7 protein-coding genes and 1 pseudogene are annotated in these 12195 nt (G+C 54.5%); 3 read left to right on the top strand and 5 right to left on the bottom strand.

Translation table 11 applies throughout. The features are described 5' to 3' along the window. The 5 genes from ppsA to APY94_RS07985 form a co-directional block, all read right to left on the bottom strand. A partial coding sequence (ppsA, locus tag APY94_RS07965; protein ID WP_058939128.1) for a phosphoenolpyruvate synthase occupies positions 1-1596 on the bottom strand: 1596 nt, incomplete at its 3' end. A 134-nt stretch (positions 1597-1730) separates the two neighbouring features. Beyond that, the gene (locus tag APY94_RS07970; RefSeq protein ID WP_058939129.1) at positions 1731-3140 is read right to left on the bottom strand and encodes an ArnT family glycosyltransferase; all 1410 of its coding nucleotides are present in this window, start codon (positions 3138-3140) and stop codon (positions 1731-1733) included. Beyond that, positions 3122-4243, bottom strand: coding sequence for a hypothetical protein (locus tag APY94_RS07975; RefSeq protein WP_058939130.1), 1122 nt, complete (start codon positions 4241-4243; stop codon positions 3122-3124). Before APY94_RS07975 ends, APY94_RS07970 begins: the two co-directional genes overlap by 19 nt. Beyond that, on the bottom strand, positions 4240-5244 hold the full coding sequence (locus tag APY94_RS07980; protein WP_058939131.1) for a hypothetical protein: 1005 nt from the start codon (positions 5242-5244) through the stop codon (positions 4240-4242). The genes APY94_RS07975 and APY94_RS07980 overlap by 4 nt, the downstream gene beginning before the upstream one ends. Further along, complete coding sequence (locus APY94_RS07985; protein WP_058939132.1) at positions 5241-5906, bottom strand: hypothetical protein; 666 nt, start codon at positions 5904-5906, stop codon at positions 5241-5243. The genes APY94_RS07980 and APY94_RS07985 overlap by 4 nt, the downstream gene beginning before the upstream one ends. Positions 5907-6255: 349 nt before the next feature. Between APY94_RS07985 and APY94_RS07990 the strand changes: the two genes are divergently transcribed. From APY94_RS07990 to APY94_RS08000, 3 genes and pseudogenes are all read left to right on the top strand, one after another. Beyond that, positions 6256-10554, top strand: coding sequence for a S8 family serine peptidase (locus tag APY94_RS07990; RefSeq protein WP_281176026.1), 4299 nt, complete (start codon positions 6256-6258; stop codon positions 10552-10554). An 86-nt stretch (positions 10555-10640) separates the two neighbouring features. Beyond that, positions 10641-10940, top strand: a complete 300-nt coding sequence (locus APY94_RS07995; RefSeq protein ID WP_058939134.1) for a DUF424 domain-containing protein — start codon at positions 10641-10643, stop codon at positions 10938-10940. 45 nt (positions 10941-10985) lie between these two features. Beyond that, positions 10986-12153: pseudogene (locus tag APY94_RS08000) on the top strand (60S ribosomal export protein NMD3). Positions 12154-12195: the final 42 nt, after the last annotated feature.

A 12195-nucleotide genomic window follows, 5' to 3' on the forward strand; every position in this document is an offset into this window, starting at 1 on the left:
CTCCCTGATGAACTTGATCGGGTGGGCGCCTATTCCGAGGATCATGTGCTCAGCGCGAAGGAGACCGACACCGTCGGCGCCGGTGGCTGCAGCGCGCTCAGCGACCTCCGGCATGGAGACGTTGACCTTGACCTCGGTGGCGGTGACGAGCGGGGCACCGGCAACGACGACCTGGCCTCCAGCCTTCTCTTCCTCCTCCTTCTTGACGAGGCTCTTGACTATGCCCTCGTAGACGACACCCCTGGTACCGTCGACGGTGACGAGCATGCCGTCCTTGAGGACCTTAGTGGCCTCCTTGGTACCGACGACGGCCGGGATGCCGAGCTCCCTGCTGACGATGGCTGCGTGGCAGGTCCTTCCGCCCTCGTCGGTAACGATAGCGGAAGCCCTCTTCATTGCCGGAACCATGTCCGGGTTGGTCATGGTGGTGACGAGGACGTCGCCCTCCTTGACCTTGTCAATCTCGCTCGCCTCGAATATGACGACAACCTTACCGGCACCAACGCCGGGTGAAGCTCCAAGACCCTTGAGAAGGACGTTCATCTCCTCGGTCATCTCAGCCTCCTCCGTCTTAACCTCATCCTTAAGGGTGGTGATCGGCCTGGACTGGACGATGTAGAGCTTGCCGTCGTCCTTGTCGTAGGCCCACTCGATGTCCTGCGGCCAGCCGTAGTGCTCCTCGATCTTGGCACCGATCTTGGCGACCTCGATGATCTGCTCCTCGGTGAGAACCTGCTTCTCAACCCACTCGGGGCCGAGGTGGTCGGCGACCTTGACGTAAACGGTGCCCTTGCCGGTCTCCGGGTTGCGGACGACCATGACCTCCTTCTTGGCGATGTACTTCTCCTTTATCTTCCAGGTGCCCTTCTCGACGATGTACTCGTCAGGGGAAACGCTGCCGCTGACGACGGCCTCACCGAGGCCCCAGGCGGCGTTGATCATTATCTCGCTCCTGTCGTTGGTGACCGGGTTGGCGGTGAACATGACACCGCTGGTCTCGCTGTTGACCATCTTCTGGACGACGGCGCTGAGGTAGACCTTGCTGTGGTCGAAGCCCTGCTTGGCCCTGTAGAAGGTAGCCCTGGCAGTCCAGAGTGAAGCCCAGCACTTCTTGACCTTGTCTATGACGTCGTCAACGCCGTAGACGTCGAGGTAGGTCTCCTGCTGGCCGGCGAAGGAAGCCTCCGGGAGGTCTTCAGCGGTAGCGGAGCTCCTAACGGCGACGTAAACGGCGTCCTTGTTGTACCTGGCGCTGAGCTTCTTGTAGGCATCTTCAATCTCCTGGGCGATCTCGGGGAGCATCGGGAGCTCGATTATCTTCTGCCTGATCTTGGCGGTGTTCTCCTGGAGCTGCTTGCTGTCATCGACGTTGGTCTCGGCGATGACGCCCATAATCCAGTCCTGGAGAACGGTACCGTCCTCAAGCTTAACGTTCTCGACGAAGTACTTGTAGGCCTCGGCGGTAACACAGAATCCGGGCGGGACGGGTATTCCCGCGTTGGTCATTTCTCCGAGGTTGGCACCCTTTCCACCGACGAGGGGAACGTCGGTCTTCCTGAGGTCCTCAAACCACTTTATAAACTTGTATTCGCTCATGCGAATCCCTCCACAATCGTTTACTGCGGGTGATATATCGAGAGCCCATATTTAAAATTAACTATCCATGGGTGTTCTTCAGCGTACAGAAATGAAAATGGGGGCTAACATGTCCATTCGGGCATTAAGGTGCCCTAATTCTCCTTTCGGAGGTATATTTTGAACTTTCCATCGTAGAACTCTTTGGCAAGGGCGTAGTTTCCGCTCTCCGTGATGTTTAGTGCCGGTGCCGGTTCCCTCAGCACGATGAGGTCGTAGTATCCGTTCTCAATCTTCTCGTGGACTGATGCCCCCTCGAGCACCATTTCCACACTGGCTCCGGGATAGTAGTAGCCCGCCATTGTGTACAGTCTGGGAGAGACCAGCAGGTGCTCAGCACGGTACCTGTCAGATACGTAGTCCAGAACCGTCGTTTCCTGCAACCCCATGGTGTTCCATTCATCATGCAGCTCATGGGCCCTCATCCCGATCGGGACTAAAAGGAGTAGCGAAACGGCCAGCCCCACTGCTACACGTCTCGTTCCAACGAGCGTACTCCCCGTCCATTTGACCACAGTTTCAATGGCCTCGACGATGATCTCAGCACCTTCCACCGCCATGATGGCAATCGCCGGTGAGAGGAATGTTATGAAGCGCGTCTCCTTGTGGGTGACCGTCAGTATTCCCATGAGTCCCACGAAGAGCCAGCTTATGAGCAGCCAGCCTTCATCATTCTTTTTGAGCCTGATGAAGCCCAGGGCGGCGAGTGCCGGGAGCAGAAGGCCAACGTCCTCACGAAGCAGGTGCAGGTAGTCCGAAACCGAAACGGGCCTGTCAAGCGTCACCACCCTCGATGCCACACTGAACGGTCTGAAGGGACCGCCGTAGTGCAGGTGCCCCATGTAAAGCCAGGGGGCGAGGGTGAGGCCGAGGAGGATGAAGCCAACCCAGTACTCCCTCTTTTTGACCCATTCCCAGTGGTCCGTGAGCCACAGATACGCTATGAATACTCCGAGTATGGAGAGCCCGGTGTAGCGGGTCAGGATGGCGAGGCCCGCGGATATGAAGGATATGTAAATCCTGTATGGAACGCCCCGTTTTCTGCCCGTGTAGAACAGATAGACCGCCAGGGTGTAGAAGAATGTAAACTCGCTGTGCACGAGCTCCCTGGTCGCCATGGTGAACGCCAGGGGGTTGAATATATAGAACAGACTCGCGGCGATGCCTTTGAAGGGGTCCCCGAACATCTCCACCGTGAGCAGGTAGGTCAGCGCTGCGGTTAATGCGAAGAACAGCATCGAGACTGTCCGGGCAACGGTGAGCTGTGCGTATGGCTCATGGATGGAGTGGTATGGAATCGAGAGGGTGTAGGGATAGAGCGGCGGCCGGTACATCATGTAGATCCCCTGGTAGGTGAAGTCCGTGATGTCCTCCGCGAGGTTCCTTGCTATGTCTATGTAGAGCGCGCCGTCGTATGTTACGGTGTTTGATGGGGGCATCGTCAGCAGGCTGACGCACAGGGTCAGGAGGAATGGAACCAGGAATATCAGTGACTTCTTTTCCATACATCCACCTCCACCGACAGATACGCCAGGAAAGCCATGGCTGAGAGGAAGAACGCGTCCACCCCTATAGGAACCATCAGGGTCATGAGGGTCACCGACAGGACCGCGGTTGGTCTTCTTCTCTCCGCGTCCGCGAGTGCCATCCCCAGGAAGGCCCCCTCAATCAGTCCAAGGAGCCCGAAATCGTAGGCGGGCTGGCCGAAAAGCGTGTACGTGTACCCGACGTCCCGCCCAAAGAGGGAGCCGACGTAGCCCTTGGGATCGGTTGAGAACAGTATTCCCCTCTCCCCCCAGGGCATCCCTAGGTGAAAGAGCCTTTCGTAAACTGTGTACGTCACACCGGGTCTGTAGAGAAGGGTCTCAAAGAATCCCAGGCTCCATCCGGGATACGTCCGAACGGTGGTGTAGTACCTTATCACAAACACCGCGAGGAGGGTTAGGAGCACGGCCCCGATTATGAAGTAGCGCCTCCTCCCCCGGATGCCCGTCTTTGCATTTCCCCGCTGCACCATCCGCAGGAAGTAGGCCAATGCCACAGCCAGTCCCACCGTCCGGAAGGTCGAGACCGCCGCTATCGTCTCCCCCAGGAGGAACATCCTGAAGTCCGGCTTCAGGGACAGCACCACAACCGTGAGGTAACCCGCTGCAAGGTAGAACAGCCTGAAAACGGAGTACCTTGCCTCCGGTCTGAGGAGGGGCACGGCCCCCGCGGCTACGGGTATTATGAAGAGCACGAGTACGACGAAGGTCAGGATGATCCGGAGCTCTCTGCGGGCGTTCTCGGGGTTACTCTCAACGCCGCGCGCTTCGTAGTATATAATCACCTCCGTGGCTCCGATTATGGCCAGTGCCAGGATGAGGCCCCACCACCCAAGGAGGGACAGAACAACAACCAGCACCGCCAGGTAAAGCTTGGTCTTGTAACCATCCCCAAGCCTTCCGCTCAGATGATACGAAACCGCGATAACCCCGATAAACGTCAGTGCGTATGCCAGGGGTGCCGCCCCAGGCCCGGGCAGGAGGTCTGAGTACACGGTTTTTGAAATCAGGGCCGTGATGAGGTAAAGAATGGCCGACGCCCAGAAGACGGTGCTGAGCCTCATGACCCGATCCCACCGGGTTCCCTCTTGGCGCTCCTCCACCCTGTGATGATTATGTACGCCCCGAGGCCGAAGAGAAGGTACACCGGGAGGTCGAGTATCCCGGTCTCGACGCCGACGATACCGTAGGCCAGGGTTGAATAGTAGAGGGTCATCGTAACCGGCTGAACTGCCCTTCCAATCATCCCGTAGTAAACGCCGAGCAGAAATCCCTCGATGACAGCAAACACTCCAAAGTCCAGATACATGCCTCCTAGGAGGGTGGGAGTTATGGTGACGCCCGTGTGCACGTAGAGGAACTTAGCCACAAGTCCTCTGGGCGAATATCCCCCTGCCAGGTACGATTTTATTCCAGACCACTGGAGGTAGCCGTGGTAGAGGCCGTTCCACCCTGCCCTCCACACTATTATATCCAGGACTGAAGTCGAACTCTGAACACGGATCCACAGGCTTCCCAGTGTTTCGCCCCTGAGGAATGTTACCCCAAGCCCAAGGATGATGAGGGCCACTACGGCCGCGGCAATGTGGTAGGGTTTGACCTTTCCCTCTTTCCTCATCCCCTCGTAGTACGCGGCGCCTAGGGCTATAACGCTGACGAGGACTGGGGTTCTGTAGGCGTAGAGCGCAACCGCAATGGGATACATCAGGGCGTATCTCCTTCCTCTCAGGAACAGGTATACGCTGGAGGGCACGCCGAGGAAATAAGTCAATGCAGTGAGTCTAGGGTTGAGGCTGGTCCTCACAGAGGGGTGGAGTAGTGGAACGCTCCGAAGCATCAGAATCTGCAGCCCTATTATCACTATTGCGATCCAGAACGCCCATACCATGTACCTCTCATCGATGTCCAGTCCCAGGTCGTCCCATTCTATCTCAGCTCCCTTGTAGATTCCCAGGATTATTGAAACTGCAAACGCCACGCCCATTGCCATCGTCTTCGGCTCTGCCAGGCCGAGGGATATGAATCCGATGAACAGCAGGGGGATGAGGAGGGGCAGTCCTTTCATCCAGTCCTCACCTCAAGGATCTTCAGGGGCAGGTTTCTCTCCTCCGAGTTCACGCAGAGTGTCCCGTAGAGGTACACCCTGTAGTCGCCAAGGAACTCCTTGAGAAACTCTATCGGCACCATGTTGGTACTTATAACCGCCCCGTTGCCGCTCACCTGGTTTATCGTGACGGAGCCGTATGAGAGGTAGTCGGCCCGGTACTTGAGCATCCCGAGCTGTATTGGGCTTATCTCTCCCTCTATGTAGATTATACCGCTGAACCTCTCGGAGTAAGCGTCAACGGTTATGTTATCGATTATTCCACTCATTTCTCCCAGCCGCGGGGGAAGCTCGTAGACGTAGACCTTTCCGCGGTAGTCCACCTTTATGAGTCTGGCCCTGAGGTCTTCCTTCGTGGCACTTGGACCGCCCACGCTCAGCACCTTTCCATCGGATATGATGTTTATCGTTGATCCCTGGACGCTCAGAAGTGTTCCGGTAACGGTCTCGCCTTCAACGGTCTCCACGATTATCGTTACGTTGAATCCCTTGGTCAGGAGTCCAAAGGCATGGTTGGCAGCTTCGTATATTTCGCCGCCCTGATAGTGCTGTGTGTAGTAGTTGAGGGCCAATCCGAGGATCGCCACGATCACAACAGCGGCCAAAACCTTCTCTCTGTCCATACGTTCTCACCACGCTATCCGCTAGATTCATGTGCTGCTCTGCTCGGTTTTATATGTTTTGGTGGATTTTATAGTCCTTCATCGATGCGGTATTCTTTAAATCACACTGTATGGTGTTTCATAATGGTGCCAACACAGCGCGACTAGGTCTTTAATGTTCATAGATAGCCACTACCGGTGTTACATGGGATGCTAGTCCTTTTTCATTACTCCCAAGAACGAAATCTTTATATCTATGCGACCTTTACAGTATGGATGACCATTACGACATGGAGGTGTCAGGATGAATCGGAAGGCTCTGAGTCTTTTGATTGTTGTAGTGATGGTGCTGGCGGTGGTTCCGGCAGCGTTGCCGGTAGCGTCTGCTGGGACGACCGTGTCTGCCACCGGCACGTCTGCACCCGCGGGTGGCAGTGACTCTCGGCCCTCTTATCAGGTGGTTTCCAAAGAAGTCTCAACGGCCGCTCTGAATGCAATCATGGCAGGCCAGCCAAACATGGTTCTCATAGTCAGGGTGAAGGACGGGAAACTTGAAGAGGCCAAAAGTGAGCTTGAGGCACTCGGTGCAAAGGTGCTGGATGAGAACAAGATTCTTAACATGCTCCTCATAAGGATCAAGCCTGAGAAGGTCAAGGAGCTGAACTACGTTTCAGTGCTTGAGAGGGCGTGGCTGAACAAGGAGCGGAAGCTCGTACCCCCCGACACTAGGGAGGTTCTCTCAACCAAGACCAATGCCGCCGCAGGAGAAGCTGAGCCCAAGATGTACAACAGCACATGGGTTATAAACGCCCTCCAGTTCATACAGGACATCGGTTATGACGGAAATGGAACCGTTGTTGCCGTTCTCGACACTGGAGTTGACCCAAATCACCCTTTCCTGAACATAACCCCGGAGGGGAAGAAAAAAATCATAGACTGGCGGGACTTTACGGACGAGGGATACGTGGATACCCAGTACCAGTTTGACAATGTTACCAATGGTGTCCTTATAATAAACAAGACGTTTGTCGTCTTTGCTGGCCTTAAAGTAAACAGCTCGACCGGTTACATGGAGTACGTTACCGAGACTCTGCACATAGACAACGTCACAATCAGCGGCATAACCTCCGCCAATGGGGTTTATCACTTCGGCCTTCTCCCGGAGAGGTACTTTGACATGAACTTTGATGGTGACACCGACGACTTCTACCCGGTGCTTCTCGTTAACTCAAGCGGGAATGGCTATGATGTGGCATACGTTGATACTGACCTTGACTTCGACTTCACAGATGAGGTGCCACTTGGGCAGTACAACATGACTTACGACGTGGCGGTCTTCAATTACTCGGACTATGGCCCACTTAACTATGTCCTGGCTGAGATTGATCCCGACGGTAACTATGCATATTTTGGATGGGATGGCCACAGCCACGGAACTCACGTCGCTGGAACTATAGCCGGTTACGACAGCAACAACGATGCATGGGATTGGCTCAGTCAGTATAGTGGGACTTACATTGACTGGTGGACTGAAACAAAGACACAGACCTTTAACTTGGATACCACTCAGGGAGTTGCGCCTGGAGCTCAGATAATGGCAATTAGAGTCCTTAGGAGTGCTGGTGGTGGCTATGACTGGGAGATAATCAGTGGAATGACTTATGCCGCCACCCATGGCGCAGATGTCATAAGCATGAGCCTCGGTGGAAACGCCCCGCTCCTCGATGGCACCGACCCAGAAAGTGTTGCCGTGGATGAACTTACCGAAGAATATGGCGTCGTGTTCGTCATTGCTGCTGGAAATGAGGGGCCAGGTATTAATATCATTGGTAGCCCTGGCGTTGCTACAAAGGCAATAACGGTCGGCGCTGCTGTAGTCCCCATTGAGTATGAAACAAGAATGACGTTCTTTTATGGAATCCTTTACTGGGACTGGTTCGACATTCTGCCGACATATGGTTACTATGGTAGGGACACGAACTACGACAACATCCGCATCGCATATTTCTCAAGCAGAGGCCCAAGAATAGATGGGATGTTTAAGCCAGATATTGTGGCACCAGGATATGCTATATATTCGTCTATTCCCATGTGGGCAGCTTCTTTTGAAGGGCTTGCTGAGTACTATGGGCTACAACCAGGACCACCGGGCGCGGACTTTATGTCTGGAACCTCAATGGCGACCCCACACGTCAGCGGCGTCGTCGCTCTCCTCATAAGCGGGGCAAAGAAGGAGGGTATTGACTACACCCCTAATAAGATCAAGAAGGCCCTTGAGAGCGGCGCCACCTGGCTTGAGGGCGACCCGTACCTCGGGCAGGAGTACACCGAGCTCGACCAGGGACACGGTCTTGTGAACGTCACCAAGTCGTGGGAGCTCTTAGAGTCAATGGATGGAATGAAGCTCCCAACGGTTGACCACTGGGCGGACAAGTCGTACAGCGACTTCGCCGACTATCTTGGCGTTGATGTCATAAAGGGCCTCTACGCTAGGAACTCGGTTCCAAAGACGGTTGACTGGCACATCAAATATGTTGGGGACACCAAGTACAGGACGTTCAACGTCTATGCGACCGAACCGTGGATAAAGGTTCCGGTAAGCACCATAACCCTCGTGAACAACACGGACTTCGTCCTCACAGTCGAGTACGATACCGACGGTTTAGCTCCGGGCCTTTACGTTGGCAGGATAATAATCGACGACCCAACTACGCCAGTCATCGACGACGAGATACTGAACACCATAGTCATCCCGGAGAACTTTACCCCCGAGAACAACTACACGCTCAAGTGGGAGGACTCCAACGGGGCCCATATGCAGACTCATCACTTTGTTAGAATACCGGAGAACGTTGATGGGCTTTGGACAGAGGTTAAATACAGTAATTACCTTGAGTACGGTATATACACTCCATACGGAATGTATGTGTTCCCGTTCCAGACCTCTGACGAGCCACATGTTGTTACAGACCCGGCACCCGGAGTATGGGAACTAGTGACATCAGGATTTAACTGGGAGTACCCAACAGGATACGTTGGAAACCTTACTGCTTCAATCTACGGTGTCAACATAACGCCAAACATCTGGCAGGTCAGCAGGGTTTACGGTGACAATAACACCGGCTTTACCTTTAACGTAAACCTCAAGAACATCTACACCCCGATTAACGCGAGCATCGTCGCCATCGGCCTTGGAACGTACAGCGCAAGTATCGAGAGCGTTGCGGACGGTGAGTACTTCATAAAGGGCATCGAGGTTCCGGAGGGAGTCCGGCAGCTTAAGATAAAGATAGGCAATCCGGGTGTAAAGGATGCAGACCTTGACCTGTACCTCTATAACAGCAAAGGTAAGGAAGTCGTTGATCCGTCCACTTACGTGGGTCCAACGGCTGAGGAAGAGATAGTCATTGATTACCCGGCTTCAGGAAATTACTCAATTGTCGTTGAAGGCTTCGACGTTAAGGACGAGAACGGCAATCCAACAACGACAACCTTCGACCTGGTTGTCCAGATGGTTGTGGACAACGGCAACATAAAGCTCAATAAGAACAGTGTTGTCCTTGGAATCGGTGAGAGTGCTGAGTTGACTGCCAACGTAACGATTTCGAAGAACCTGCCCGCGGGAGTTTACTCCGGAGTCATCGAGGTCGTAGAAAACAACATTTACAATGATCTGTACAACTACTATGATTCGAACAACTACAACAGACCCGATGAACTTGCAAGGGCCAGGGCCACTATCGCCACAATTCCGATAACCGTCATAGTGGACAGGGCCACCCTCGCGGTCGGTATAGACTCCAAGAGTGCCGTCATTGGAGAGGCTAAGGAATTCACACTTACAGTCAAGAATGCCGTAAATGGCGAACCAGTTCCCAATGCGACCGTTGAAATCGAGGGCATTAAGTACGCCACCAACGAAAACGGTACCGTCAAGTTCAACTATACTGCGACGGGCTTTGAGGATGAGATTGACGTAACGGTAACCGCCGACAACTTTGTTACTTACGAGGGCTCCTTCAAGCTTACAGTTAGTGAACCCGAAACCAAACCTGTGACCAAGCCATCTGCAGCTGTTGCATCGGAAGAGCCGGGAGCCAATGTCCAGTTCGACCCAGAGGAGGACATGACGGTTAAGGGCAATGAGGTTACATTAACCGTCAATGGAAGCACTGGAAAAACTGCTACAATCATGGTCAAACTGCCAAAAGGTGCACAGATTAAGGGAGTATCTGCTGAACCAGAGGGACACCTTGTCGACTGGTGGACTGAGGACGGCGAGAAGGCGACTTACCTCTTCGTGAAGGTTAGATTTGCATCCCCCGTCACTGTATCAGTAAAGTACAGTGTGCCGACTAGGTCATCCATCCCGACCCTCAACTTCCTCGGCTACCGCTACTACCACATGTACCTCCAGCAGTTCAATGAGCTCTACCAGAAGGCCCTCGAGCTCGGTGTCGATAACGAGACCCTTCAGCAGGCCCTCAGCCACAATGAAACCGCCGCAGAGTACTACAAGACTGCAGAGGAAATTGCAGGCGGCAACCTGTTGCTCAACCTCGGGGACATCAGGCTGCTCCTGCCGCTGAGACAGGCATATCTCCACGAGATGAAGGCAGTGAAGATACTCCAGAAGGCCGTTGAGGAGATTGAAAACTCCGAGGGCTGATGCCCTCAACCTTCTTCCTTTCTCGATTTTTATCCGTTGCACCAACTCTTTTAAACCTGTCCGCGTTTCTCACTCCGGTGGCGCTCATGATATACGTTAAAATATACCGAGTCCAGGGGGAGGTTCTCCTCGCGGCCTGCGATGAGGAGCTCCTCGGAAAGACCTTCAGGGAGGGCGACCTCAAGCTTGAAGTTAAGGAGCGGTTTTATAGGGGGGAACTGGTCGAGGAAGACGCCCTTGGGCCCCTGCTGCACGAAGCCACGATAGCCAATCTTACCGGCGAACGTTGTGTCTCCAAGGCAATAGAGCTTGGCTACGTTGATGAAGACAGGGTCCTCAGAATTCAGGGTGTTCCACACGCACAGATGGCCCGGCTCTTCCTCTGAGCTACATTTTTAAACCTCTCCCCGCACCAACCACCGGTGAGAGAGATGAGCGAGAGGTTCTGCTACAGGTGCGGGATAAGCGAGAGCGAGGGGGGCCCGCTGATAGACGGACTCTGCCAGGTCTGCTTCAGAAAGGAGAACCCGGTTTTGCTGATTGAGAGGGAAATCAACACGGAACTCTGCCAGAACTGCGGGAGCTACAGGAAGAGGGGCGTCTGGGTTGATCCTGCGAGCTATGACCTTGAGGAGCTTATATTCGAGGTGGCCGAAAACACCCTCCTGGAGGCCCTCGAGGATTCTTTCAGCGAGAAAATCGTGGAGTACGAGGTGGTCTCCCAGGAGGGGCTTGACGAAATTGACGAGCTTCCAGTTGGACGGGCTGCGGTGGCCTTTGAACCCGCTGACTTTCACCTTGAACACTTTCCGGCGATAGTGACCTACGGGGTCCGTGTAAAGGCCAGGATTCACGAGCTCCAGCGCGAGCTCCACGACGAGACCAGATACGTCACGGTCTATGTACGCCAGACCGTCTGTCCGCGCTGTTCCAAGTTCCTCGGCGGCTACTTCGAGGCCATACTCCAGGTCCGTGCCGAGGGCAGGCCGCTGACTGAGGAGGAACGGAAGGCCATAGGAAAGCTCGTCGAGGAGAAGGTGGACGAGATAATGCGCAGGGACAGGATGGGCTTCATCCAGGACACCATAGAGAAGGAGGAGGGCATGGACTTCTACATGGGCTCGACTTCAAGTGCCAGGAAACTCGCTCAGGCGATAAAGGAGCGCTTTGGCGGAACGATAAGTGAGGCCTACGAGCTGGTCGGCGTTGACAGACAGACCAGCAGAGAGGTTCACCGCGCGAGCGTGAGCATCAGGATTCCGAAGTTTCAGAGGGGTGACCTGGTGATGGACAGGCGCGGCAACGTTTACACCGTGGAGAACGTGGACGGGAAGGGTATGACACTCACCAACCTGGTCACCCGTGAGACGGAGCGCCGCGACTGGAAGACCGTGAAGCGAGAGGGCATAGAAGCGGTGGAGGGACGAAAGAAAGGAAGCCATGGTAACCAGTATAACTCCGACCGAGGTTCAGCTAATGGACATGGAGACGTATGAAACCTATGAACTGGAGAAGCCGCGCATGGAGCTCAGAGAAGGCGAGGTCTATCGCATGGTGGAGGTCGGGGGCAGGAGGTACTTCCTTGGCAGAAAGGAATGACCCGGTTCTGTCCCGCCAATCTTTTTAACCTTAGGTTTTGAA

The sequence above is a fragment of the Thermococcus celericrescens genome (genome assembly GCF_001484195.1).
Classification (GTDB): Archaea; Methanobacteriota_B; Thermococci; order Thermococcales; family Thermococcaceae; genus Thermococcus; species Thermococcus celericrescens.

Bases quoted from the DNA above. Each gene is read 5' to 3' on its own strand.
- APY94_RS07970 (WP_058939129.1), bottom strand. From the start codon at position 3,140: ATGGAAAAGAAGTCACTGATATTCCTGGTTCCATTCCTCCTGACCCTG.
- APY94_RS07975 (WP_058939130.1), bottom strand. From the start codon at position 4,243: ATGAGGCTCAGCACCGTCTTCTGGGCGTCGGCCATTCTTTACCTCATC.
- APY94_RS07980 (WP_058939131.1), bottom strand. From the start codon at position 5,244: ATGAAAGGACTGCCCCTCCTCATCCCCCTGCTGTTCATCGGATTCATA.
- APY94_RS07985 (WP_058939132.1), bottom strand. From the start codon at position 5,906: ATGGACAGAGAGAAGGTTTTGGCCGCTGTTGTGATCGTGGCGATCCTC.
- APY94_RS07995 (WP_058939134.1), top strand. From the start codon at position 10,641: ATGATATACGTTAAAATATACCGAGTCCAGGGGGAGGTTCTCCTCGCG.